Annotated in this window: 14 protein-coding genes and 1 tRNA gene; 8 read left to right on the top strand and 7 right to left on the bottom strand. The window is 70.2% G+C overall.

The genetic code is table 11. The features are described from left to right. Window positions 1-13 precede the first annotated feature (13 nt). On the top strand, window positions 14-1,936 hold the full coding sequence (locus HNR51_RS01615) for a propionyl-CoA synthetase (protein WP_182553785.1): 1,923 nt from the start codon (window positions 14-16) through the stop codon (window positions 1,934-1,936). Between the two features lie 125 nt (window positions 1,937-2,061). Here HNR51_RS01615 and HNR51_RS01610 read toward each other — a convergent pair whose 3' ends face one another. Continuing rightward, window positions 2,062-2,721, bottom strand: coding sequence for a ceramidase domain-containing protein (locus tag HNR51_RS01610; protein WP_182553784.1), 660 nt, complete (start codon window positions 2,719-2,721; stop codon window positions 2,062-2,064). Window positions 2,722-2,805: 84 nt separating this feature from the next. Between HNR51_RS01610 and xth the strand changes: the two genes are divergently transcribed. Continuing rightward, the gene (xth, locus tag HNR51_RS01605; protein WP_182553783.1) at window positions 2,806-3,600 is read left to right on the top strand and encodes an exodeoxyribonuclease III; all 795 of its coding nucleotides are present in this window, start codon (window positions 2,806-2,808) and stop codon (window positions 3,598-3,600) included. A 49-nt stretch (window positions 3,601-3,649) separates the two neighbouring features. Here xth and HNR51_RS01600 read toward each other — a convergent pair whose 3' ends face one another. The 5 genes from HNR51_RS01600 to HNR51_RS01580 form a co-directional block, all read right to left on the bottom strand. Next, a complete protein-coding gene (locus HNR51_RS01600; RefSeq protein ID WP_182553782.1) occupies window positions 3,650-4,537 on the bottom strand; it encodes a tetratricopeptide repeat protein in 888 nt (295 codons plus the stop codon). Next, window positions 4,524-6,254 carry a dihydroxy-acid dehydratase gene (gene ilvD / locus HNR51_RS01595; protein ID WP_182553781.1) on the bottom strand — a complete coding sequence of 577 codons (1,731 nt, stop codon included), beginning with the start codon at window positions 6,252-6,254 and terminating at the stop codon, window positions 4,524-4,526. Before ilvD ends, HNR51_RS01600 begins: the two co-directional genes overlap by 14 nt. A 184-nt stretch (window positions 6,255-6,438) precedes the next feature. Next, on the bottom strand, window positions 6,439-6,639 hold the full coding sequence (locus HNR51_RS01590) for a hypothetical protein (RefSeq protein WP_182553780.1): 201 nt from the start codon (window positions 6,637-6,639) through the stop codon (window positions 6,439-6,441). Between the two features lie 122 nt (window positions 6,640-6,761). After that, window positions 6,762-7,544, bottom strand: a complete 783-nt coding sequence (gene eutC / locus HNR51_RS01585) for an ethanolamine ammonia-lyase subunit EutC (RefSeq protein WP_182553779.1) — start codon at window positions 7,542-7,544, stop codon at window positions 6,762-6,764. Beyond that, entirely contained in the window at window positions 7,541-8,923 is a 1,383-nt protein-coding gene (locus HNR51_RS01580) for an ethanolamine ammonia-lyase subunit EutB (protein ID WP_182553778.1), read from the bottom strand. The genes eutC and HNR51_RS01580 overlap by 4 nt, the downstream gene beginning before the upstream one ends. Window positions 8,924-9,539: 616 nt before the next feature. On the opposite strand from HNR51_RS01580, the gene oxlT reads away from it, so the two are divergent. Beyond that, on the top strand, window positions 9,540-10,838 hold the full coding sequence (gene oxlT, locus HNR51_RS01575) for an oxalate/formate MFS antiporter (protein WP_012453814.1): 1,299 nt from the start codon (window positions 9,540-9,542) through the stop codon (window positions 10,836-10,838). Between the two features lie 217 nt (window positions 10,839-11,055). On the opposite strand, the gene HNR51_RS01570 is transcribed toward oxlT, so the two are convergent. Continuing rightward, window positions 11,056-11,130: transfer RNA gene (locus HNR51_RS01570), tRNA-Val, on the bottom strand. Window positions 11,131-11,478: 348 nt separating this feature from the next. Between HNR51_RS01570 and HNR51_RS01565 the strand changes: the two genes are divergently transcribed. The 5 genes from HNR51_RS01565 to HNR51_RS01545 all read left to right on the top strand — a co-directional run bounded on the left by HNR51_RS01565 (window position 11,479) and on the right by HNR51_RS01545 (window position 25,375). Continuing rightward, window positions 11,479-12,525 (top strand): hypothetical protein, encoded by a 1,047-nt coding sequence (locus tag HNR51_RS01565; RefSeq protein ID WP_012453750.1) that lies wholly within the window; start codon window positions 11,479-11,481, stop codon window positions 12,523-12,525. An 8-nt stretch (window positions 12,526-12,533) separates the two neighbouring features. Continuing rightward, entirely contained in the window at window positions 12,534-14,666 is a 2,133-nt protein-coding gene (locus HNR51_RS01560; RefSeq protein WP_182553777.1) for a glycosyltransferase family 2 protein, read from the top strand. Between the two features lie 110 nt (window positions 14,667-14,776). Next, window positions 14,777-16,081: a UDP-glucose dehydrogenase family protein gene (locus tag HNR51_RS01555; RefSeq protein ID WP_182553776.1), complete on the top strand. Its 1,305-nt coding sequence runs from the start codon at window positions 14,777-14,779 to the stop codon at window positions 16,079-16,081. Window positions 16,082-16,601: 520 nt separating this feature from the next. Beyond that, window positions 16,602-24,008: a type I polyketide synthase gene (locus HNR51_RS01550; RefSeq protein WP_182553775.1), complete on the top strand. Its 7,407-nt coding sequence runs from the start codon at window positions 16,602-16,604 to the stop codon at window positions 24,006-24,008. Next, entirely contained in the window at window positions 24,005-25,375 is a 1,371-nt protein-coding gene (locus HNR51_RS01545) for an aminotransferase class I/II-fold pyridoxal phosphate-dependent enzyme (RefSeq protein ID WP_012453746.1), read from the top strand. Before HNR51_RS01550 ends, HNR51_RS01545 begins: the two co-directional genes overlap by 4 nt. Window positions 25,376-25,420: the final 45 nt, after the last annotated feature.

Below are 25,420 nucleotides of genomic sequence, written 5' to 3'. Positions count from 1 at the left end.
CGAGGAAACGCCGATGTCCGTCGTCCTGCCCGAAGGCCCCTACGCCGCGCTCCACGCCGCCTCCCTCGCGGACAGGGAAGGCTTCTGGCTGAAGGCCGCGGCGGCGATCGACTGGGACGCCGCGCCGACCCGCGCCTTCGATCCCGGGGAGGGCGTCTACGGCCGCTGGTTTCCCGACGCCCGGCTCAATGTCTGCCGCAACGCCGTCGACCGGCACGCCGCGGGAGGACGCGCCGACCAGGCCGCGATCATCCACGACTCACCCGTCACCGGCACCAAGCGCACCATCACCTACGGCGAGTTGCGCGACGAGGTGGCCGTGCTCGCCGGTCTCCTCGCCGATCTCGGCGTGGGCAAGGGGGACCGGGTGGTGATCTACATGCCGATGGTGCCCGAGGCGCTGTTCGGCATGCTCGCCTGCGCCCGGATCGGCGCGATCCACTCGGTGGTGTTCGGCGGCTTTGCCGCCAACGAACTCGCCGCGCGGATCGAGGATGCCGCGCCCAAGGTCATCCTGGCGGCCTCCTGCGGCATCGAGCCAGCGCGGGTCGTCGCCTACAAGCCGCTGCTCGACGCGGCGATCGCCCGTTCCAGCCACAAGCCCGACGCCTGCCTGATCCTCCAGCGGCCGCAGGCCGAGGCGAGCCTGATCGAGGGCCGCGACCGGGACTGGGCGCAGAGCGTGGCGCGGGCACGTCAAGCGGGGCGCCGGGCCGAGCCGGTGCCGGTGGCGGCGACCGACCCGCTCTACATCCTCTACACCTCGGGCACGACCGGGCGCCCCAAGGGCGTGGTGCGCGACAGCGGCGGCTACTGCGTCGCGCTCGCGTGGTCGATGGCCAACCTCTACGGCGTGGCGCCCGGCGAGGTCTATTTCTGCGCCTCCGACATCGGCTGGGTGGTGGGCCACTCCTACATCGTCTACGCGCCGCTGCTGCACGGCTGCACCACGGTGCTCTACGAGGGCAAGCCGGTCGGCACGCCCGATGCCGGCGCCTTCTGGCGGGTCGTCGCCGAGCACGGCGTCTGCACCCTGTTCACGGCCCCCACGGCCCTGCGCGCCATCAAGAAGGAGGACCCGCGCGCGGAACAGATCGCGGGATACGATCTCTCGCGGTTCCGCGCCCTGTTCCTGGCGGGCGAGCGGGCCGATCCGGATTCGGTCGCCTGGGCCGAGCGGGCGCTGGAGCGGCCTGTGATCGACCATTGGTGGCAGACCGAGACCGGCTGGGCCATCGCCGGCAACCCGATCGGCATCGAGCGGCTGCCGGTGAAGTACGGCTCCACCGCCAAGCCGATGCCGGGCTACGACCTCCACGTCCTCGACGAAGCCGGCAAGCCGGTCCCCGCCGGCACCATGGGCACCATCGCGCTCAGGCTGCCCCTGCCGCCCGGCTGCCTGCCGACCCTGTGGGGCTCGGACGAGCGCTTCCGCCAGAGCTATCTCGCGACCTTCCCCGGCTTCTACGACACCTCGGATGCGGGCGTGGTGGACGCGGACGGCTACGTCACGGTGCTCGGCCGGACCGACGACATCATCAACGTCGCGGGCCACCGCCTCTCCACCGGCGGCATGGAGGCGGTGCTCGCCGCCCACCCGGACGTCGCCGAATGCGCGGTGATCGGCATCCGCGATTCGCTCAAAGGCGAGGCGCCCTGCGGCTTCGTGGTGCTGAAAGCCGGCACCGCCAAGGATCCCGACACGATCGAACGCGAGCTGGTCGCCCGGGTGCGCGAGGAGATCGGCCCCGTGGCCGCATTCAAGCTGGCGCTGACCGTGGGGCGCCTGCCGAAGACGCGCTCAGGCAAGATCCTGCGCGGCACGATGAAGCGCATCGCCGACGGCGAGGACTTCGCCATGCCTCCGACCATCGAGGACCCGGCCACGCTGGAGGAGATCGGCGACAGCCTGAAGGCTCGCGGGATCGGCGGGTGAAATCCAGGTTTCGAAAGGACAAGTCCTTTCGCGGGTCCAGGGCGGAGCCCTGGTGAAGGGAGATCGGGGCGCTGCCCCGATACCCCGGCAAAGGGATGATCCCTTTGCGATCCTCGGTCCTTGTCTCAGGCTCGGAACCGGGTGGCCGCGATCAGCAGGCGGTAGAGCACCAACGCGTTGAGCAGGTGCCAGAGGAAATGCGTGCCGAGCGGCAGGCGCGGGCAGGCGCTCACATCGATCGTGCGGAAGCTCAGCGAGACGAGGAAGAGGCCGGCGGTCACGAGCACCGAACGGGCGGTGCCGGGCGCCCGCTTCAGCAGCGCGAGGCCGACGCCGAGGAGAGCCAGCACCGCGGGGGCGTAATCGATCGAGCCATTGGTGAGGCTTGAGACGGACCGCCCGGCCAGCGCGTCGAGGGTCGGGGTCAGGCCGAAACTGAGGGCGGCGAAGGCCAGCGTCAGGGCGGTCGCCGCCGCTGGCCGGAGGCCGAAGAAGCGGGCCATGGCGAGGGCGAAGTAGCCGTAGATGAAGACCGCGATCGGGATCACGTCGGCCAGCATCGACCAGCGGTTGGCCAGGGTGTGGAACAGGAACGAGCCAATCCCGACCACGAAGGTCACGGCGGCCAGCGCCAGGACCGGCCCGTCGCCGCGGGCGCGCCGGGCGGCGAGCGCGGCCGCGATCAGGAAGGCGCCGTTGGTCAGCGCGTTGACCGGCTCGGCCCAGAAGGCGGCGTCGCCGCGCTCGCAATAGGCCCGCACCGGCTCGAACCACGACGCGTCCATTGGTGATCTCCCCTCGCCGCCGCCTTGCCAGGACCGCGCGAAGGCCCGATGACGAAGCCCCTTTCCGGCCGAGCCTCACGCCCCATGCGGATCACCACTTGGAACGTCAACTCGATCAAGCAGCGGGTCGGCCACCTGCTGGGCTTCCTCGACGAGGCCAAGCCCGACGTGGTCTGCCTGCAGGAGCTGAAATGCCAGGACGCGTCCTTCCCACGGGAGGAGATCGAGGCGGCGGGCTATGCGGTCGAGACGCTAGGGCAGAAGGCCTATAACGGCGTCGCCCTGCTGGTGCGCGCGCCGCTCCAATACACCCAGCTCCTGCGCGGCCTGCCCGGCGACGCCGAGGACGAGCAGGCGCGCTACATCGAGGCGCTGGTGCACGGCGAGGGCGTGGCGCCGGTGCGGGTCGCCTCGATCTACCTGCCGAACGGCAACCCGGCCCCGGGGCCGAAATACAGCTACAAGCTCGCCTTCATGGCCCGCCTGAAGGCGCATGCCCGCGCCCTGATGGCCTCCGAGGATGCCCTCGTGCTGGCGGGCGACTTCAACGTCATCCCCGAGCCCGAGGACGCCGCCGACCCGGCCGCCTGGACCCAGGACGCGCTGTTTCTCCCCGAGACCCGCCGTGCCTTCCGCGCGCTGCTGGCCGAGGGCTTTACGGATGGCCTGCGGGCCTGCGAGCCGAGCGCGGGGCTCTACACCTTCTGGGACTATCAGGCCGGCTGCTGGCCGCGGAACCAGGGGATCCGAATCGACCACCTGCTGCTCTCGCCGCAGGCCGCCGACCGCCTCGTCTCGGCCTCGGTGCAGAAGCACCTGCGCGGCCTGGAGAAGCCGTCGGACCACGTGCCGGTGACGGTGGAGTTGAGCGACGGGTGAAGCCGCCAGCGCCCCCTCCGCCGTCCGGCGGCGGAGGGAGATTCGGCGGCTACCGCCGCCGCCGGGTCGAGCCCGTGGGCAACGACTGCGCCTGCGCCATCGCATCGGTCCGGTCGGCTTCGCTCGCCGAGGCCCAGGCCTTGTCGTAGAGATCGACGATCCAGGTGTCGGCCGCGCCCTGCGCGCCCGTGCGGGCGATGGCGAGCCAGGTCAGGCCCTTCACGGTCTGGCGCTGCACGCCGGTGCCGTTGACGAGCATATCGCCGAGCAGCGCCTGCGCCTGCCGATGCCCCTTCTCCGCGGCGAGGTTGAACCAGCGCGCGGCTTTCCGCGGATCCTGCTCGACGCCGGTGCCGTCGAGATAGAGCCGGGCGAGGTTGTACTGCGCGTTGGGGTCGCCGAAATACGACGCCGCGTAGTTGAACATGTCGTAGGCGCGCTCGGGGTTCGAGCGCACGTAGGTGCCCTTGATCCCCTCCAGGAAGTACGTGCCGAGCGCGTTGAAGGCGCTCGCCACCACACCGGAATTCGGCGTGTCGGGCGAATCGTCGGTGTTGTCGTCGGCGATCCGCGAGAAGTACTCGAAGGCCTTCAGGTCGTCGTGGGGCACGCCGTCGCCGTCCGCGTACATGCGGCCGAGCTTCCACAGCGCCAGGGTCTGGCCCTGGTCGGCGGCGTATTCCAGAGCGCGAACGGCGCCCTGCTTGTCGCCCGCGTTGTAGTCGCGCACGCCTGATCTCAACGCATCGCGACCCGAGCGAAAACCCTTCTCGGGAACCGGGGTGCGGGCGGTGGCGTCGAGGGCGGTGCCGGGATCGACGGCGGCGATCGCCAGGCAGAAGCCCAGGAACCCGGCCAGCAGCCCCGTGCGGAGCCGACCCAGATCGACCCCGACCGGCCGCGCGGGCCGGAAAGGGACGGTTCTAGATGTCGGCATAGCTCTGCGTCTCCCTGGCGCCGCCCGGATGGGTGACGGCGCCGTTCACGGCAGGCCCGACGGTCTGCGCGTATTTCCAGAGATAGCCGGAGGTCGCGGTGTTGCCCCGCGGCGTCCATTCGCTGCGGCGCTGCGCGAGTTCCTCGTCGGAGAGCGCCACGTCGAGCGTGCCTTGAATCGCGTCCAGGGTGATGATGTCGCCGTCGCGCAGCAGGCCGATCGGCCCGCCGATGGCGGCCTCGGGGCCGACATGGCCGACGCAGAAGCCGCGGGTCGCGCCGGAGAAGCGCCCGTCGGTGATGAGGGCGACCTTGTCGCCCATGCCCTGGCCGTAGAGGGCGGCGGTGGTCGAGAGCATCTCGCGCATGCCGGGGCCTCCCTTCGGGCCCTCGTAGCGGATGACCAGAACTTCGCCCGGCTTGTAGGTGCGGTTCTGCACCGCCTCGAAACAGGCCTCCTCGCCGTCGAAGACGCGGGCCGGACCGGTGAAAACCTGTTTCTCGGCGGGCATGCCGGCGACCTTCACGATCGCGCCCTCGGGGGCGAGGTTGCCCTTCAACCCGACCACGCCGCCGGTGACGGTGATCGGCTGGTCGGCCGGGCGCACCACGTCCTGATCCGGGTTCCAGGCGACCTTGGCGAGGTTCTCCGCGATCGTGCGGCCGGTCACCGTCAGGCAGTCGCCGTGGAGATAGCCATGGTCGAGCAGCGTCTTCATCAGCAGCGGGATGCCGCCGACCTCGAACATGTCCTTGGCGACGTAGCGCCCGCCGGGCTTCAGGTCGGCGATGTAGGGGGTCCGCTTGAAGATCTCGGCGACGTCGAACAGGGTGAACTCGATGCCGCATTCATGCGCGATCGCCGGCAGGTGCAGGGCCGCGTTGGTCGAGCCGCCCGAGGCCGCCACCGTCGCGGCGGCGTTCTCGAGGCTCTTGCGGGTGACGATGTCGCGCGGGCGGATGTTCTTGGCGATCAGCTCCATCACCTTCTCGCCGGCCGCGGCGCAGAATTGGTCGCGGATCTCGTAAGGGGCGGGCGCGCCCGCCGAGTAGGGCAGCGCGAGGCCGATCGCCTCGGAGACGGTGGCCATGGTGTTGGCGGTGAACTGCGCGCCGCAGGCGCCGGCCGAGGGGCAGGCGACCCGCTCCAGTTCGTCGAGGTCGTCGAGGCTCATGTCGCCGACGGCGACCTTGCCGACCGCTTCGAACAGGTCCTGCACCGTCACCGGCCGGCCGCGGAAGGAACCCGGCAGGATCGAGCCGCCATAGATGAAGATCGACGGCACGTTGAGGCGCACCATGGCCATCATCATGCCGGGCAGGGACTTGTCGCAGCCGGCCAAGCCCACGAGGGCGTCGTAGGAATGGCCGCGGATGGTCAGCTCGACCGAATCGGCGATGACCTCGCGCGACGGCAGCGAGGCGCGCATGCCGCCGTGCCCCATGGCGATGCCGTCGGTGACCGTGATGGTGCAGAACTCGCGCGGGGTGCCCTTCGCGGCGGCGACGCCCTTCTTCACGGCCTGGGCCTGTCGCATCAGCGAGATGTTGCAGGGCGCGGCCTCGTTCCAGCACGACGCGACGCCGACCAGCGGCTGATGGATCTGCTCGGTGGTGAGGCCCATGGCGTAGAGGTAAGAGCGGTGCGGCGCGCGCTCGGGCCCTTCCGTCACGTGCCGGCTCGGCAGCTTCGACTTGTCGGTCTGACGCGCGTCCATCGCTGATCTCGTGCCCCGGTCCCGTTACGCCCCCGAGGTCCGCCCAGGCCCTCACGGTCCAGCGCGGAAAAACGTCCTTCGACGTCCTCGAAACTCTGCGGTAAGGCGTTGGAGCGACAGCGTTTACCGCGACCCCGGAAGTCGTCCCGGTTTATGGTGGGATTGCGGCGCTCAAAGGCACAGCTCAAGGCAAAGTCAGGTTGCTTTCGCGGTGTGTCGAGCCCGCAACAGCCCAGCTTATGCCGGCGCCGGGAAGACTTCGTACAATCAACGCGTCTTCGCCCGCGCCCGGTCCCGGACGAGGCTTGTTTTTCATCCGGGCTGCCAAGTGATCAATAATGCGGCCGAGTGCCGGTCCTTCGACACTCGGCGCTGCCTTGTCCATCAGTAGCCCTATCCTGAAGATCGCTTCGGGACGACGCTCCCGGCCATCGATCTTGCGTCGTCCCCTCCCGGAAGTCCGTCGCCGGTCATCGCGGCGACGCCCCGGCTTTCCGGCGAAGGGGCTCAGCCTCTGCCGATGGCCGGGTCGGGCGTGCCCGCCTCGATCAGCCGGTCGCTCTCGTCCTTGAGATTCACGCCCGTCAATCCGCGGGCGAAGGCCTGGGTCAGGAGCCAGTTCAGCTTGAACGCGGCCAGATCGAAGCTCAGGCCCGCGGGCCGGACGTTCGAAATGCAGTTTCGTTCCGCATCCGAGCGCCCGGGCTTCGGATCGAAGGTGACGTAGAGGCCGAGGCTGTCCGGCGAGGACAGGCCGGGACGCTCGCCGATCACCACCACCACCGCCCGGGCCCGCAGCGCCGCCCCGGCCGCATCCCCCAGCGCGACCCGCGCCTGGGTCGCGACGACCACCGGGGCGAGGCGCCAGCCGGCCCGTTCCGCATGGGGCTTGAAGGCGGCGAGCAGGGCGGCGGCGCCCTCGTGCACCGCCCGCGCCGAGAGGCCGTCGGCCACCACGAGGGCGAGATCGACGGACTCGGCGGCGGTGTCGGAGAGCGCCTTCAGGCCCTCCGGCGAGAGGCGGCGCCCGTAATCGGGCCGGCGCAGATAGGTGGCGCGATCCTCCGCCCCCGAGGTCACGGTCACGGTCGGCAGCCCGAGCGCCTCGACGGCGCCGGCGATCGCGGCGGCGTCCATCGGCGTGTGCACGGCATCGCGGGCCTGGGCGTGGGCGAGGCCGAACTTCAGCACCTCGCGGGTCGGCAGGCCGGCGCCGGCGCGGCCGAGACCGATCCGGGCCGGGGTGAGGCGGGCGAGCCGCCGCCAGAGAGCGTCGGTCTGCGTGCTCATGCGGCGAGATCCGGGGCGGCGGTGAGCAGGCGGGACTCGGCGCCGCCGGGCAGGAGCGTTCCGCTCGCATCGGTGAGACCGATCCGGGCGAGCCATTCCTCGAATTCGGGCGCGCGCCTCAGGCCCAGCACCTCGCGGATGTAGAGTTGATCGTGGAACGAGGTGGACTGGTAGTTCAGCATCACGTCGTCGGCACCGGGAATGCCCATCACGTAGGTGCAGCCGGCCGCGCCCAGCAGGGTCAGGAGCGTGTCCATGTCGTCCTGATCGGCCTCGGCATGGTTGGTGTAGCAGACGTCGACGCCCAGCGGCACGCCCATCAGCTTGCCGCAGAAATGGTCCTCCAGCCCGGCGCGGATGATCTCCTTGCCGTCGTAGAGATATTCCGGGCCGATGAAGCCGACGACGGTGTTGACGAGGAGCGGCCGGTAGCGCCGGGCGACGGCGTAGGCGCGGGCCTCCAGCGTCTGCTGGTCGATGCCGTGATGCGCGTCCGCCGACAGCGCCGAGCCCTGGCCGGTCTCGAAATACATCACGTTGTCGCCAAGCGTGCCGCGCTTGAGCGCGAGCGCCGCCTCGTGCGCTTCCTGCAGGATCGGGAGCGTCACGCCGAAGCTCGCATTGGCGCGCTGGGTCCCGGCGATCGACTGGAACACCAGATCGACCGGCAGGCCGCGGTTCATCGCGTCGAGCGTCGTGGTGACATGGGTCAGCACGCAGGCCTGCGTCGGGATCTCCAGCCTCTCGATGATGCTGTCGAACAGGGTCAGCAGCGTCCCCATGGTCTGGATCGAGTCGGAGACCGGGTTAATGCCGATCACCGCGTCGCCGCAGCCGTAGGAGAGCCCGTCGAGGATCGAGGCGGTGACGCCGGCCGGATCGTCGGTCGGATGGTTGGGCTGGAGCCGCACCGCGAGCGTGCCCGGCAGGCCGATCGTGTTGCGGAAGCGCGTGACGACGCGACATTTCCGGGCGACCAGGATCAGGTCCTGGTTGCGCATGATCTTCGAGACCGCCGCGGCGATCTCCGGGGTCACGCCCGGCGCAATGCGGGCGAGCATCTCGGACGAGGCGGTGAGCAGGAACTCACGGAAGTCGCCGACGGTCAGGCTGGCGATCTCGGCGAAGGCCGCCTCGTCGTGATCGTCGAGGATCAGGCGTGTGACGTCGTCGGCCTCGTAGGGGATCAGCGGCCGCGCCAGGATCTCCTTCAGAGGCACCTCGGCGAGGCACCAGCGCGCGGCCATGTTCTCCTCGGCCGACTCCGCGGCGATGCCCGCGAGGCAGTCGCCGGAGCGCACCGGCGTCGCCTTCGCCATCAGCGTCGCCAGATCGGCGAAGACGTGGGTGCGGGGGCCGACGGTGTGACGATAGGGCATCGAAGGGTTCCTTGGCCTCGCCGGACAGGATGCAAGGTTCGCGAGGTCTGTCGAGGTGGTTCTGTGCGGAAGGGGCGCCCGTTCCGCGCGCCCTCAAGCAAGAACGGCGCCCGCACGCGGCCGGATCGGCTTGGCCATGCAAGATCGCGATCGGGCCTTAGCTATCGCGCGCCCGAGGCAGCGTAACGGGCAATCCGTTGGATCGTCGACGAAGGTCTTCGAAAGATTTCCGCAAGACGAATCGGACCATTGACCCAAACGCCTCAAGACGGAATTATCGCTCATCCGCCCGCGTGCGCTTCGCACGATGGTGCCGATTGGCCCTTTTGGAATACCCCCCTTGCGCCCCAGACGGCCTGATTCCGCGCTTTTTCCTGGGGTTCCCAGCTTTTCATCCGTCCGCGTCGTCACTTTCATGCGAGATTTCGCATTATTTCGCTTGCCTGCATCGCTGGCATACCAAATAATGCATACCAATGCCCAGGACGAGATGGCCCCTCGGATCCGGTGGGCAGAGTGAGGAATCGCAACAACCTGCACCGGCGCTTCTCCAGCCGAAAACGCCAAACCTACCCAACAGGCTTTCATGTCTGTGCAGGAACGAGGGAGCACGCTCATGGCACTGTCGACCACTGCCCCGGATCGGCCGGTTCCGTCTTCAAACCGGTGGCTGCAAATCATCTTCGGCGTCGTCTGCATGGTGGCTGCAGCCAACATCCAGTACGCCTGGACTCTGTTCGTTCCTGAAATCCAGAAGACCTTCGGCTGGGATCGCGCGGCGATCCAGGTCGCCTTCACGATCTTCGTCGTCGTCCAGACCTGGCTGACGCCGATCGAGGGCTACTTCATCGACAAGTACGGCCCGAGCCGTGTCGTGATGTTCGGCGGCCTGATGACGGGTGCGGCCTGGGTGACGAATTCCTACGCAACCTCGATCTGGGGCTTCTATCTCGGCTCCGTGCTCGGCGGCATCGGCGTCGGCTGCGTCTACGCCACCTGCATCAACAACGCCCTGAAGTGGTTCCCGGACAAGCGCGGCCTCGCGGTCGGCCTCACCGCGGGCGGCTACGGCGCGGGCTCGGCGCTGACGATCATCCCGATCGCCAAGATGATCGACGCCGGCAGCTACGCCCAGGCCTTCTTCACCTTCGGCCTGATCCAGGGCTCGGTCATCATCCTCGCCGCCCTGTTCATGCGCGCCCCGGCCAAGGACGAGGTGAAGTACTCCACCAAGGTGCTGCAGACCCGCCGCGACTACACCCTCGGCGAGGCCCTGCGTACGCCGGTCTTCTACGTCATGCTGCTGATGTTCACCTGCACGGTCACCGGCGGCCTGATGGCGGTGGCCCAGCTCGGTGTCATCGCGACCGACCTCGGCGTGAAGCATTTCCAGGTGAACCTGTACTTCTTCACCATGGCCGCCCTGCCCTTCGCCCTGATGCTCGACCGCGTCATGAACGGCATCTCGCGTCCGCTCTTCGGCTGGATCTCCGACCGGATCGGCCGTGAGAAGACGATGTTCATCGCCTTCGCGATGGAGGGCATCGGCATCGTCGCGCTCGGCTACTTCGGCTCGAACCCCTGGGCGTTCGTGATCCTGTCGGGCATCGTGTTCCTGGCCTGGGGCGAAGTGTACTCGCTGTTCAGCGCCACCGCCGCCGACACCTTCGGTTCGAAGCACATCGGCAAGATCTACGGCGTCCTCTACTGCGCCAAGGGCTTCGCCGCGCTGTTCGTGCCGGTCGGCAACCTGATCATGCAGGCGACGGGGACCTGGTCGACGGTGCTCTACACCGTCGCGACGATGGACCTGATCGCGGCAGCGCTGGCGGTGGCCGTCCTGCGGCCAATGCTGAAGCAGCACCACGCCAACAACAACGCGGCGGTGCCGAACGCGGCCCTCGCCCACGCCTGATCGAATGTCTCCGATCCCTCGGGATCGGAGGCCCGGATCCAAGAGAGCCCCGCCGGAAACGGCGGGGTTTTCTGTCGTCAGGGATCTCGGTGACGGCACACCGGACGGCATGCGGGACAGCCCGTGCGGCGCGGCTCCCGGCGGCGGATGCTCCGGCCAAAGAAAAAGGCCCCGTCTCCGGAGCCTTGGTCCTCTCGATCATCCCGGCGGATCGGGATGGTGGGCGCGACAGGGATCGAACCTGTGACCCCTACCATGTCAAGGTAGTGCTCTCCCGCTGAGCTACGCGCCCCGGCAGGTCTTCCGGGTGGCCCTTTCGAGCGGCCCCGGCGTCCTGCGAGGCCGCGGCTATAGCCGGTGCCGACCGGCTCCGCAAGCGGGGCGTTCACGGAATTTCATACGAGCCGCGGAAACACGCCGCGCGCTCCCCGATGGCCGCCAAGGCCCACTTGCCGGCCCCCATTGCCTCAACGCGGCAAAAATCGGCTAAGAGTGCGCCGCGGGACGTGCCCTCGCCGAACGCCGTCCCGACGAGGGCGGCAAGCGCGAAGCGAAGGACAGCGCCGCGCTGCAGCCGAGCGGCCGGGCTCGGCGAACGGGTACGGACCGGGCGGACAGGGCCGAGGACGGCGAGCGAAGGATGCGATTTCTCCTTTCGTCCGACGAGGGCGATGTGATCCGGGGCTGGGTGGTGCCGGACAACCCGCAGGCGATCAGCCGTGTCTCCGTCTGCATCGAGGGAAGCCGCGTGGCGGAAGTCTCGGCGATCCATGCCGACCAGAACTTCGTCAAGTTCGGCTGGCACGCGACCGGCCAGTGCCATTTCGAGGTCCGCGACACCGACGTGCCGGGGCTGGCCGGCATCGAGCGGCTCGAGATCTACGACGTCGACACCAACGTCTTGGTCTACCGGCGGCTGCCGCGGACGGGCCTCACCGACAAGAAGGCCATCCTGCTCAACGCGCATATCCGCCCGGAGACGGTGATCCAGACCGCACTGTTTCCCTATTTCCGGCAATCCTATTTCGGGATCGGCCGGTTTCCGGACGAAATCCTGCGGGCGATGTTCGACACCGTCACGCTCGATTCCTGCCTGATGGCGGGCTCGATCATCTATCCGCGCTACGAGGGACACTTCGTCCAGAGCGGCGCGCTCACCATGCTCCTCGTCCACGATCCCTTCGTGGAGATGGCGAGCCGCCTCACTTGGCTGCGCGAGCGGGCGAGCATCGCCGCCAACCCGGAGCAGCACTGGCGTCTCGGCAACCTCGTCGAGGCGGCGGCCTTCACCCTCGACTACGACTTCACCGACGTGAAGAGCCTGAAGCGGCTGTTCCGGATGATGCCGGAGCCGGCCTATCACCTGCTCTACAACCCGCTGACGCGCCAGCTCAGCACCCACGTGCCGGAGGACCGGCTGATGCCGGGCAGCTCCATCATCGCCGTCGAGGTGCTGTCGCGCATCGACGTCGTCGGCCACCGCGACTACTTCGAGGCCTTCATGGCCTCGATGTTCCACCATCTCGGGATCGAGGCGCCGCTGCCGCTGCCGCTGCCGATCTCCAACGAGACGCTGGCCCTGGCCGAGTTGCTGCGCGGCATGCGCTTCGCCCGCGACATGGTGGTCTACGACACGGTGCTGAGCGACGCCGTGCGGGCCTCCGTCTCGAAGAACTGGGAGGCTTGAGGGCGGCGATGGCGACGCTCGCGGGCCGGAAGCTGCCGGTGACGGGCACGGACGGGGCCGACCTGCGCATCGACCTCGCCGGCGCCGGGCTCGGCGGCGCCTGGGTCAGCGTGACGTGGCACGACGCCGGTAGCGGCGGCATCGCCCGACTCCTCCTGAGCGCGGTCTCGGACGACGGCGTGAGCGCGCCGCTGGCCGAGGAGCCGCTGGGCGGCGATGCCTTCGCCTGGACCGGCCGCCTTCCGCCGGGGGTCGCGGCCCTGCGCCTGACCGCCCTGTCGCGGACCGATCCCTTCGCCCTGCGGGACCTCGCCATCCGCCGCCGCGGGCGTCTCGGGATCGTGGCCCGCGCCGGCACCCGCCAGCCCAGCCTCACCGCGCAGGCGGTCACTTGGCGCCTCCTCGGCCTGAAGGTCCGCGCCCGGGGGATGATCGCCCGGGCACTCGCCCACCGGGCCGAGACCGGCTACGCCGCCTGGATCGCCCGGTTCGACCGGCTCACCGCGGCGGAGCGGTCGCGGATCCGCGCCGAGATCGCGGGGTGGGAGGCGCCGCCGCTCATTTCCGTGCTGATGCCGGTGCACGATCCCGATCCGCGGGTGCTGGAGGCGGCGATCCGCTCGGTGCGGGGCCAACTCTACCCGGCCTGGGAACTCTGCATCGCCGACGACGCCTCCACCGACCCGCGGATCCCGCGGCTGATCGCCCGCCACGCCGCCGAGGAGCCGCGCATCCGCACCGTGCGCCGGCCTGAGAACGGCCACATCGCCCGGGCGACCAACGAGGCGCTCGGTCTCGCGGGCGGCGCCTACGCCGCCTTCCTCGACCACGACGACCTTCTTTCCGAGAATGCCCTGTTCGAGGTGGCCAGAGCGGTCCGGGCGGATCCGGAACTGGCGCTGATCTACAGCGACGAGGACAAGGTCGACCGCCGCGGGCGCCGGTTCGAGCCGCATTTCAAGTCGGGCTACGACCGCGAATTGCTGTGGACGCAGAACTACGTGAACCATCTCTGCGTGGTCCGCACCGACGCTCTGCGGCGGCTCGGCGGCCTGCGGCCCGGCTTCGAGGGCAGCCAGGACCACGACCTGTTGCTGCGCCTGACCGAGGGGCTGGACGCCTCACGGGTGCGCCACATCCCCAAGGTGCTCTACCACTGGCGGGCGGCGGCCGGCTCCGGCACCTTCTCGGACCGGGCCCTGGCGCGCGCCGAGGAGGCGCGCCTGCGGGCACTCACCGAGATCGCGGCACGCAAGGGCGCGCGGGCCGAGCGGGGCCCGGAGGGCTTCAACCGGCTGGTGCGGCCCCTGCCCGCGCCGGCGCCGCTGGTCTCGGTCGTCATCCCGACCCGCGACCGGGCCGAGCTGCTCGGCGTCGTCCTCGATGGATTGTTTGCGCGCACCGACTATCCGGCCCTGGAGGTGATCGTCGTCGACAACGGCAGCACCGAGCCGGCGACGCGGGATCTGTTCGCGCGTCACGCGGGCGATCCGCGCTTGCGCGTGCTGCCCGCGCCGGGGCCGTTCAATTTCTCGGAGCTGTCGAACCGCGGGGCGGCGGCGGCGCGGGGCACGATCCTGCTGTTTCTCAACAACGACATCGAGGTGCTGGAGCCGGGCTGGCTCACCGAACTCGTCGCGATCGCGAGCGATCCCGAGATCGGCGCGGTCGGGGCGAAGCTCCTCTATCCCGACGGCACGATCCAGCATGGCGGGATCGTGCTCGGGATCGGCGGGATCGCCGGCCACAGCCATCTCGGCCTGCCGGGCAGCGCGCCCGGCTACTTCGCCCGCATGGTGCTGTCGCAGGAGGTCTCGGCGGTGACCGGGGCCTGCCTCGCGATGCGGGCCGCCGTCTTTTCCGAGGTCGGGGGGTTCGACGCCGCGCATCTGGCGGTGGCGTTCAACGACGTGGATCTCTGCCTGAAGATCCGCGCTGCCGGCTACCGCATCGTCTGGACCCCGCATGCCCGCCTCGTGCACCACGAATCGAAGAGCCGCGGCGCCGAGGACACGCCCGAAAAGCGCGCCCGGTTCGAGGCCGAATCGCGGGTGATGCGCGAGCGTTGGGAGCCGGTGCTGCGGGCCGATCCCTATTACAACCCGAATCTTTCCCGCGCGGCGGCGCATTACCGGCTGTAGGGCGGCTGCCGAGCACGTCGCCGGGCGATGGTTTGCGCCAGCCCCGAACCGAGCTACACACTGCACCGCAACAAACCGGATCTGATCCGGTCGGCCCGGCGGAGACATCGATGCGCATCGCGATGATTGGGTCGGGCTATGTGGGCTTGGTGTCGGGCGCCTGCCTCGCCGATTTCGGCCACGAGGTCGTCTGCATCGACAAGGATCCCGAAAAGATCGCCGCCCTCAATGAGGGCCGCATGCCGATCTACGAGCCCGGCCTCGACGCACTGGTCGCCGAGAACGTCCGCCAGAAGCGCCTCGCCTTCTCCACCGACCTCAAACCCGCCGTCGCAGGAGCCCAGGCCGTCTTCATCGCCGTCGGCACGCCGTCGCGCCGCGGCGACGGCTTTGCCGACCTCTCCTACGTCTATGCCGCGGCGCGTGAGATCGCCGAGGCGCTGACCGGCTACGCCGTCGTCGTCACCAAATCGACCGTGCCCGTCGGCACCGGCGACGAGGTCGAGCGCATCCTGCGCGAGGCCCGCCCCGACCTCGATATCGGCGTCGCCTCCAACCCCGAATTCCTGCGCGAGGGCGCCGCCATCGGCGACTTCAAGCGCCCCGACCGCATCGTCATCGGCGCCGAGGATGCCCGCGCGGCCGCCGTGATGCAGGAAGTCTACCGCCCGCTCTACCTCAACCAGGCGCCGATCCTGTTCACCGGCCGGCGCACGGCCGAGCTGACCAAGTATGCCGCCAACGCGTTTCTGGCCACCAAGATCACCTTCATCAACGAGATCGCCGATCTGTGCGAGCAGGTCGGCGCCAATGTGCAGGAGGTCGCCCGCGGCATCGGGCTCGACAACCGCATCGGGTCTAAGTTCCTGCATGCGGGGCCGGGCTATGGCGGCTCGTGCTTTCCCAAGGACACGCTGGCGCTGGTGAAGACGGCGCAGGATTACGGCACGCCGGTTCGGATCGTCGAGACGGTGGTGGCGGTCAACGACCAGCGCAAGCGCGCGATGGCGCGCAAGGTGATCGCGGCCTGTGGCGGATCGGTGCGGGGCAAGCGGGTGGCTTTGCTGGGCCTGACGTTCAAGCCGAACACCGACGACATGCGCGACGCGCCGTCGCTCTCGATCATCGCCGGCTTGCAGGATGCCGGCGCCCGGATCGTGGCCTACGATCCGGAGGGGATGGAGCAGGCGCGGCCGCTTCTTCAGGGCGTGGACTATGCCGAGGATGCCTATGCCTGCGCCGAAGGGGCGGACGCGCTGGTGATCGTGACGGAGTGGAACGCGTTCCGGGCACTCGATCTGGCGCGGCTGAAGGCGACGATGGCCGCCCCCGTCCTCGTCGACCTGCGCAACGTCTACGCGTCGGCGGACGCCGAACAGCACGGCTTCGCCTATGCCGGTATCGGCGTCGCGTGATCGAAGCATCCGCCCCGCTCATCGCTCCGACGGCATTTTCGAAGCCGCCTCATCTGATGAGGAGGAGGGCTGCAACTTGCAAGCGCAACAATCCGGCAGCTCCCGCCGGAATCGATATCCCGCGCAAGACGAGAACGATTAGCTCAAAATCAAAGCAATATTCGCAGGATATTTGCCATGGTCAGGGCAAAACGGTGGCATTTTTGAAAACCAACGCCGCAGTCTCGAATGATGTTTGTTAGTGCCCGTGCCTCGCCGATTTTTCGGCATCAACGATTCACTGATGAATACGTGCCACACAATCTCCCAATCTCTCAGGATTAAGGGAGAGGTTGCAGCCAAGCGGGTTGGACGGTCCTGACGGTCAGATTAAGAATGCTTCTTAAAACCACCGGTCGTCGGCAGCCTTTTTCCGGGCGCCACGGTGAAGCCGCGGTTTTGCGAAACATTCCCGGCGTGGGCCCCACGCCGTCGCCGGACGGATCCCTGGTCCCTGCTTCACGAGCGTAAACGGATCGACGTGACAAACCGCAAGAACATCGCGATCGTCGGCCGCGCCTGCCGCCTGCCCGGGGCTCAGAACGTCGAGGGGCTGTGGCAGCTCCTGACGGAGGCGCGCTGCGCCGTGTCGCGCATCCCCGAGGACCGCTGGTCGCTTCAGGCCTTCGGCCATCCGCGGGCGCAGGAGCGGGGCAAGAGCTACACCTGGGCCGCGGGCGTGCTCGACGACATCTGGTCGTTCGATCCAGGCGTGTTCGGCATCTCGCCGCGCGAGGCCGAGCAGATGGACCCGCAGCAGCGCATGCTGCTGGAACTGACCTGGGAGGCGTTCGAGGATGCGGGCCTGCGCCCCTCCGCGGTGGCCGGCAGCCATATCGGCGTGTTCGTCGGCGCCTCGGCCCTCGATTACGGCAACCTGCGCATCCTCGATCCGTCCTCGGGCGACGCCTACGCCGCCACCGGCAACACGCTCTCGATCATCTCGAACCGCATTTCCTACATCTACGACCTGAAGGGCCCGAGCTTCACCCTCGACACCGCCTGCTCGTCCTCGCTGGTCGCGCTCAACGCGGCGATCGCGGCGATCGAGGCGGGTCAGGTCGACACCGCCGTGGTGGCCGGCGCCAACATCCTGGCGAGCCCGTTCAACTTCATCTCCTTCTCCAACGCGCAGATGCTGTCGCGCACCGGCCTGTGCCAGGCGTTCTCGTCGAGCGCCGACGGCTACGTCCGCGCCGAGGGCGGCGTCGTGCTGATCCTGCAATCGGCCGAGGCCGCCGCCCGCAGCGGCCGGGCCGTGCGCGGCGTGATCGCGGCAAGCGGCGTCAACTCGGACGGCCGCACCACCGGCATCTCGCTGCCCTCCGGCCACGCCCAGGGCGCGCTCTTGGAGCAGGTCTACCGCGAAGCCGAGATCGACCTCGACCGCATCGCCTTCGTCGAGGCGCACGGCACCGGCACGCCGGTCGGCGACCCGATCGAGGCCGGGGCCATCGGCTCCAAGCTCGGCAAGCCGCGGCGGGAGCCGCTGCCGATCGGCTCGATCAAGACCAATATCGGCCATACCGAGCCGACCTCGGGCCTCGCCGGCCTGCTGAAGGCGAGCCTCGCCCTCGAGCACGACCTGCTGCCGCCCTCGCTGCACGCGGCCGAGCTGAACCCCGAGATTCCGTTCGAGACGCTGAAGCTCGCCGTCAACCGCGCGCCGCTGGCGCTCACCCGCTCGCGCACCGAGCGCTTCGCCGGCGTGAACTCGTTCGGGTTCGGCGGCACCAACGCCCACGTCGTGCTGACCGACCCGGCCCCCGTCGCCGCCAACGACGCGGCCGGCCGCGCGCCCGAGATCCTGCTGCTCTCGGCCCAGAGCCGCGCGGCGCTGAACGACCTCGCCCTCGATTACGCCGCCCGCCTCGAGGGCGCCGCGCCGGAGGACGCCGCCCGCGTCGCCGCCGCCGCGTTCCATCGCCGCGAGCGCCTCTCCACCCGGCTCGCCCTGCCGATCGCTCCCGGCACCGACGTCCCCGCCGCCCTGCGCGCGCTGGCCGACGGCGAGGAGAGCGAGGCGGCCGTCATCGGCACCGCCGTCGAGCGTCAGGCCGAGGTCGCCTTCGTCTATTCCGGCAACGGCAGCCAGTGGGTCGGCATGGGCCGCGAGGCCTACGAGCAGAGCGCGACCTTCCGCGCCCGCTTCGATCAGACCGACAAGCTGTTCGAAAAGCTCTCGGGCTGGTCGCTGAAGGAGGCGATGTTCGCCGAGGATCTCGACACGCGCCTTTCCCTCACCCGCGTCTCGCAGCCGCTGATCTTCGCGATCCAGAGCGCCTCGACCGCGGCTTTGCGCGCCAAGGGCCTCGCCCCCCGCTACGTGCTCGGCCACAGCGTCGGCGAGATCGCCGCGGCGGAAGCCGCCGGCATCCTGAGCCTGGAACAGGCGGTGCGGGTCATCTTCTTCCGCAGCAAGCATCAGGAATCGACCCGCGGCTTCGGCACCATGGCGGTGCTGCTCGGACCGGCCGACGAGATGGAGGCGTTCCTCGCCGACTATCCCACCCTCGATATCGCCGCCTACAACAGCCCCAAGGCGATCACGGTGGCCGGTCCCGAGGCCGATATCGAGGCCGCGATGAAGGCGCTGGCGCGCAAGCGCCGCCGCGGGCGCAAGCTCGACCTCGAATATCCCTTCCACGGCCGCCTGATGGACCCGACCGAGCGTCCACTCCTGCGCGACCTCGACGGGCTGAAGGCGTCCGCCGGCCATACCGCCATGGTCTCGACCGTGACCGGCACGGTGCTGCCCGGCGCTCAGTTCGGCGCCGGCTACTGGTGGCGCAACATCCGCGAGCCGGTGCGCTTCTGCGAGGCGCTGCAGGAGGCGACCCGCCAGGGCGCCCGCGTCTTCGTCGAGGTCGGCCCGCGCGCGACCCTGCTGCCGCATATCGGCGACGCCATCGAGCCGCTCGCGATCGAGGTCGCCTCGGTCGGCGTGATGCACCGCAAGCCTGTCGGCGGCGATCCGATCGCCAAGGCGGTGGCCGCCGCCCTCGTCGCGGGTGCCGCTGTCGATGAGGCGCGCCTGTTCGGCGCCGATCCGGCCGGTGCGATCGCCCTGCCGCTCTATCCCTGGCAGCGCCGTCCCTTCCGCCTCGCGGAGACGACGGAGGGCGCGGGCGCCGCGCCGCGGCCCTACCACCCGCTCGCCGGCAACCGGCTCGCGGCCGACGGCCTCGAATGGCACGGCCATCTCGACGCGGCGCTGGTGCCCGAACTCGACGACCACCGCATCGACGGGCAGGTGATCCTGCCGGGTGCGGCCTTCGTCGAGATGGCGCTGCACGTCGCCCGTCAGGCGCTGCGCACGGACGCCGTGACGCTCGCCGATGTCGAGATCCTCTCGCCGATGGTCTTCGCCGAGGACTCCCTGCGCGAGGTGCTGGTGCGCCTCTCCGGCTCCGGCAACCAGATTCAGATCCTCAGCCGGCCGCGCCTGACGCCGACGCCGTGGCAGCTCCACGCCTCGGCCAAGATCATCGAGGGCGATTTCCCGACGCCCGCGTCTCGCGATCTCGCGATCCCCGCGGACCACGCGATTTCGGGCGAGGCGCTCTACCGCCGGGCGCTCGCCTCCGGCCTCGGCTTCGGCGAGAATTTCCGCCAGGTCGCGGCCTCGGCGCGAATCGACGAGACCACCATCGTCTCCGAGCTGATCCCGGCCGAGGCCGACGCCCGCTACGGCCTCGTGCCGGCGCGCCTCGATTCCTGCTTCCACGGCCTGATCCTGCTCTTCGCCGAGCTGATGGGCGAGGGTGCCACCAAGGCCTACGTGCCGGTGCGCTTCGGCGAGGTGCGCCTGCTGCGTCCGGGCGCCGCCATCGCGCGGGCCGAGATCCGTACCCGGCGCTGCAACGAGCGCTCGATCCTGGCCGATTTCACCCTCACCGACGCCAAGGGTGAGGTCATTGCGACGATCCGCGAGGGCCGCTTCCAGGCCCTGCGCGCCCGCAGCGGCAGCGATCTCGACGCCTACGCCATCACGCAAGGGGTCGAGCGCGCCACCGAGCCGACGGCCCTGCCGCTGGAGCGGCGCCCGAGCGTGGCCGAGCGCCTGCGCCCGAGCCTCGCGGCGGCAACCGCACCGGACACCGCCGAACTCGGCCCGGGCCACCTGCTGCTGGAGGGCTGGGCCACGGCGCTCGCCTACCGGCTGGCGGAAGGGCTTTCCGAGAAGGGCAAGGTCGTGCTCGACGGCCGCCTGCCCGCGGCGCTGCATCCTTGGGCGACCAACGCCCTCTACGCCCTGGAGAGCAGCGGCCTCGCGACGCTCGACAAGGGCGTGTGGCGCCTGCGCCGCGACGTGACCCTTCCCGCGCCCGAAGAAACCATGCGCTGGATCGCGGCCGACCATCCGGAGCTGGCCGCCGAGCTGGTGCTGCTCGCGGACACCACGGCGCTGGTCGGGCGGATCGTAGCGGGCGACGTGCCGGCTTCCGTCGGCCTCTCGCCGGCGGCCCTGGACGCCTTCCACCTGCGCGGCGCCACGGCGCGCGCCGCCGCCGAGGTCGTTGCGACCATCGTTGCGGAAGCCCGCGAGCGGCTGCCCTCCGACCGCGCGCTGCGCCTCCTCCAGGTCGGCTTCGGCCCGCTCTCGGCCCGCGCCGCGGCGCTCGCTCGCGAGGCCGATGCCCGCCTGACCGTGCTGGAAACCGACCGGCGGCTGGCCGAGCGCGCCCGCCTCGCCCTGCCGGGCCTCGTCACGGTGGCCGAGGCCGCCGACGCCCTGCCGACGAGCGCCTTCGACCTCGTGATCGCGAGCGATGTGCTGCACCGCGCGGACAAGGCCCTTCCCGGACAGCTCGCCGCCGCCCTCGCCTCCGGCGGGCTGCTGATCGCGGTCGAGCCCGGCGCCTCGCTGTTCCGCGACCTCGTCTTCGGCCTTGCGCCGGACTGGTTCGAGGAGGCGGTCGCCGGGATGCCGCTCTCGCGCCTCGACGACGTGACGGGCTGGCAGCGCAGCTTGAGCGCCTCGGGCCTCGTGCGGGTCTCCGCCGACCGCGCGGCCTCCGCCAACGGCGACGACCTGCTGCTCGTCGCCGAGGCTCCGGTCCGTCCGGCGGTCGGGCACGGCCAGAGCTTCGCCTTCGTCGTCGGCTCCGACGACGAGTTCGGCGCCGAGACCGCCTCGTCGCTGGCGACCCTGCTGGTGGCGAGCGGCGTCCACGTCTCGATCATCCTCGATTCCGAGCAGTCGCTGCTGGAGCTGGAGCGCGAGACCCCCGACACCGTGGTGTTCCTGGCCGGCGCCTTTGCCGGCGAGGGCGAGGCGGCCACGCGCCTGCGCGACCGCTGCCTCAGCCTGAAGCGCTGCGCCGAGCATCTCGGCAGCCGCCAGACCCGGCTCTGGGTCGTCGCCCCCGGCGCCACCCGTGACGCGGGCGGCGAGGCGGCCGCGGTCGAGGCCGGCGTCTGGGCCTTCAGCCGGACGCTCGCCAACGAGGCCTCGAACCTCGATGTCCGCCGGATCGATCTCGCGCCGACCCTGTCCTCGAAGGACGCGGCCGAGCGGCTGCGCGCGCTGATCCTGTCGGGCACCGACGAGACCGAGATCGTGCTCGACGCCGACGCCACCCGCGTCGTGCGCTTCCATCCCGGCCGTGCCGCCCAGGGCGGCGGCGCGGCGGCTCCGGCCGCGCGGCTGGAGCGCTCGAACACCGGCGGCCTCAACGAGATGGTCTGGGGCCCGGCCGAGCGCGCCGCCCCCGGCCCCGGCGAGGTCGAGATCGCGGTGGCGGCCACCGGCCTCAACTTCCGCGACGTGCTCTGGGCGCTCTCCATGCTCCCGGAGGAGATCCTGGAGGACGGCTTCGCCGGTCCCCGCCTCGGTCTCGAAGTCTCCGGCCGCGTCACCGCGATCGGCGCGGGCGTGGTCGACTTCGCCGTCGGCGATTCCGTGGTCGCCTTCGCCCAGTCGGGCTTCGCCACCCACGTGGTGGTGCCCGAGATGGTCGTGGCGCCGATGCCGGCCGGGCTCGATCCGGCCGCGGCGGCGACCGTGCCGGTCGCCTTCCTCACCGCCTACTACGCGCTGTGCACCTGCGCCCGCCTGCGCAAGGGCGAGTGGCTGCTGGTCCATGGCGGCGCGGGCGGCGTGGGCCTCGCGGCCCTGCAGATCGCCAAGTGGAAGGGCGCGCGGGTCATCGCCACCGCCGGCTCGCGGGAGAAGCGGGCGCTCGTCGCCGCGCTGGGCGCCGAGCACGTGCTCGATTCCCGCTCGCTCGCCTTCGTGGACGATGTCCGCCGCATCACCGGCGACGGCGTCGACGTGGTGCTCAACTCGCTGTTCGGCGAGATGATGGAGCGCTCGCTGAACTGCCTGCGGCCGTTCGGGCGCTTCGTCGAACTGGGCAAGCGCGACTACGTCGCCAACACCCATATCGGATTGCGGCCGTTCCGCCGGAACCTGTCGTATTTCGGCGTCGATCTCGATCAGGTGCTCCAGCACCAGGGCGAGGACGGGGCGCGGATGTTCCGCGAGGTGATGGCGCTCTTCGCCGAAGGCGGCCTGCGCCCCCTGCCCTACCAGCCGTTCGCCGCCGACGAGACCTCCGACGCCTTCCGCCTCATGCAGCAATCGGGGCATGTCGGTAAGATCGTCGTCACGCCGCCGGCGCCGGGTTCGGTCGCGCGGGTCCAGCGCAACGCCTTCACGGTTTCCGAGAAGGGCGTCCACCTCGTCACCGGGGGCTTGGGCGGCTTCGGTATCGAGGCGGCACGCTGGCTCGCCGATCGCGGCGCCCGGCGCATCGTCCTCGTCGGCCGCTCCGGCAAGCCGAACGAGGAGGGCCGCGCTCTCATCGCCGAACTCGCCGCGCGCGGCGTGAGGGTCGAGACCAAGGCCTGCAACATCACCAGCCGCCGCGCGGTCGAGGCGCTGATCGAGGGCATCGAGGCCCGCGGCGAGAAGCTGGCGGGGGTGATCCACGGCGCCATGGTGCTGCAGGACGGCCTGATCAACGCGATCGAGCCCGAGACCCTGGAGGCGGTGATCGCGCCGAAGGTGATCGGAGCGCAGCATCTCGACGCCGCCACGCGCGGGCGGAAGCTCGACTACTTCGTGCTGTTCTCCTCGGCCACGACCTTCATCGGCAATCCCGGCCAGGGCTCCTATGTCGCCGCCAACGGCTTCATGGAGGGGCTGGCCCGCCAGCGCCGCCGCCTCGGCCTGCCGGCGCTCGCCGTCGCCTGGGGCGCCATCGGCGATGTCGGCGTGCTCGCCCGCAACAAGGCGGTGATGGAGACGCTGGCCTCCCGTGTCGGCGTCACGCCGATGGACGCCCGCCTCTGCCTCGACCTGATGGCCGAGGCGCTGGAGGGTCAGACGGGCGCGAGCGACGAGGGCGTGATCGCGATTGCCGCGATGCATTGGGGCAAGGCACGCGAGCGCCTCGCCACGCTGCGCTCGCCGAGCTACGCCAGCCTCGGCGGCGACCAGCAGGCGGAATCCGGCACGGTGGCCGCCATCAATATCGGCGCGCTGCTGCGGACCACGGACATCGACGCGGTGCGCAAGACCGTGGCCGACGCCATCGTCGAGGACATCGCCCGCATCCTGCGCCTGCCGAAGGACGACATCAGCCGCGTGCGCCAGCTCTCGGAGATCGGCCTCGACTCGCTGATGGGCGTGGAACTCGGGGCGAGCCTGCAGGAGCGCTTCGCCCTCGACGCGCCACCGGCCGGCATCTCCTCGGGGCTGACCGTCAACGAGCTGACCGAAACCCTGATCCAGGCCGTGGCCACACCGGTGGACGAGGCGGCGGGCGTCACCTTGAGCCTCGCGACCAAGCATGTCGGCGATCTTGATGCCGCCACGCTCGCACCGTTCAACGAACTCGTCGAGCAGAACGTCTCGGACATCAAAGAGATCTTGCCATGACCCAGCCGTCACGCCCGCAGGACGGGCGGGCCGCGCTCGCGAGCTTCGTCACCAACCGGCTCGGCCGCGCCAACGCGCGGCCCGCCCCCGCCGAGACCAAGGCACCGCCGGCCAACGACTCGCCGCAGGATTTCGAGAAGCTGACCGGCTACCGCGAGCTGCGCCTGCAGCGCTCGGCCGCCGACCTGATCGGCCTCGGCAACCCGTTCTTCCGGGTGCACGAGACCCGCGCCGGCGCACAGACCCGCATCGACGGCGAGGCCCTCTCCAACTACTCGTCCTACGATTATCTCGGCCTCAACGGGCACCCGGCGGTGAGCGGGGCGGCGCGCAAGGCGATCGAGACCTTCGGCACCTCGGCCTCGGCGAGCCGGATCGTGGCGGGTGAGCGGCCCGGGCATCTCAAGCTGGAGCGGGCGCTCGCCGCCCATTACCGCACGGATGCCTGCGTGGTCCTGGTCAGCGGCCACGCCACCAACGTCACCGCCATCGGCGCCATCCTGGAAGCGCCGGACGTGATCTTCCACGACGCGCTGATCCACAACAGCGTGGTGACGGGCGCACAGCTCTCCGGAGCCCAGCGCCGCAGCTTCGCCCACAACGATCCGGCCGCCCTCGAGAAGCTCCTGGAGGCGACCCGGCACGAGCATCGCCGCGCGCTGATCGTGATCGAGGGCCTCTACAGCATGGACGGCGACGCGCCGGATCTCGCCGCCTTCGTCGAGCTGAAGCGCCGCTACGATTGCTGGCTGATGGTGGACGACGCCCACGGTCTCGGCGTGCTCGGCCGCACCGGCGCGGGCCTGCACGAGCATTGCGGCGTCGACGCCTCGGACGTCGATATCTGGATGGGCACGCTGTCGAAGACGCTGTCCTCCTGCGGCGGCTATATCTGCGGCCCCTCGGTGCTGATCGAGTACCTGAAATGCACCGCGGGCGGCTTCGTCTACAGCGTCGGCATGTCGCCGCCGCTCGCCGCCGCGGCCGATGCCGCGCTCTCGGTGATGCAGGCCGAGCCCGAGCGGGTGGAGCGCCTGCGCCGCAACGGGCATCAGTTCCTCGCGCTCGCCAAGAAGCACGGTCTCAACACCGGTTCGAGCCTGGGGCTGGCGGTGATCCCGATCATCGTCGGCGACTCGCTGAAGGCGGTGACGCTGTCCGACCGGCTGTTCAAGCGCGGCATCAACGTGCAGCCGATCATCCACCCGGCGGTGCCGGAGCGCTCCTCGCGCCTGCGCTTCTTCATGACCTCCGAGCATACGCCGGAGCAGATCGCGCAGACGGTGGCCACGGTGGCGGAAGAGCTGTCCGCGCTGGAGACCGGCGCGACGCTGATCGAGCAGCTGATGGCGCGCCGGGGAGCGTGAGGCTCGTGCCCATCCCATTCACTCCCCTCATCCTGAGGTGACGGC

This window comes from Methylorubrum thiocyanatum (assembly GCA_014138645.1).
In the GTDB taxonomy this organism is placed as follows: domain Bacteria; phylum Pseudomonadota; class Alphaproteobacteria; order Rhizobiales; family Beijerinckiaceae; genus Methylobacterium; species Methylobacterium thiocyanatum.
Note: the sequence above shows the minus strand (reverse complement) of the source record. Positions and strands in the feature narration are given on the sequence as shown.

Coding starts and splice junctions, on each gene's coding strand:
- HNR51_RS01615 (WP_182553785.1), top strand. CDS start 14: ATGTCCGTCGTCCTGCCCGAAGGCCCCTACGCCGCGCTCCACGCCGCC.
- HNR51_RS01610 (WP_182553784.1), bottom strand. CDS start 2,721: ATGGACGCGTCGTGGTTCGAGCCGGTGCGGGCCTATTGCGAGCGCGGC.
- xth (WP_182553783.1), top strand. CDS start 2,806: ATGCGGATCACCACTTGGAACGTCAACTCGATCAAGCAGCGGGTCGGC.
- HNR51_RS01600 (WP_182553782.1), bottom strand. CDS start 4,537: ATGCCGACATCTAGAACCGTCCCTTTCCGGCCCGCGCGGCCGGTCGGG.
- ilvD (WP_182553781.1), bottom strand. CDS start 6,254: ATGGACGCGCGTCAGACCGACAAGTCGAAGCTGCCGAGCCGGCACGTG.
- HNR51_RS01590 (WP_182553780.1), bottom strand. CDS start 6,639: ATGGACAAGGCAGCGCCGAGTGTCGAAGGACCGGCACTCGGCCGCATT.
- eutC (WP_182553779.1), bottom strand. CDS start 7,544: ATGAGCACGCAGACCGACGCTCTCTGGCGGCGGCTCGCCCGCCTCACC.
- HNR51_RS01580 (WP_182553778.1), bottom strand. CDS start 8,923: ATGCCCTATCGTCACACCGTCGGCCCCCGCACCCACGTCTTCGCCGAT.
- oxlT (WP_012453814.1), top strand. CDS start 9,540: ATGGCACTGTCGACCACTGCCCCGGATCGGCCGGTTCCGTCTTCAAAC.
- HNR51_RS01565 (WP_012453750.1), top strand. CDS start 11,479: ATGCGATTTCTCCTTTCGTCCGACGAGGGCGATGTGATCCGGGGCTGG.
- HNR51_RS01560 (WP_182553777.1), top strand. CDS start 12,534: ATGGCGACGCTCGCGGGCCGGAAGCTGCCGGTGACGGGCACGGACGGG.
- HNR51_RS01555 (WP_182553776.1), top strand. CDS start 14,777: ATGCGCATCGCGATGATTGGGTCGGGCTATGTGGGCTTGGTGTCGGGC.
- HNR51_RS01545 (WP_012453746.1), top strand. CDS start 24,005: ATGACCCAGCCGTCACGCCCGCAGGACGGGCGGGCCGCGCTCGCGAGC.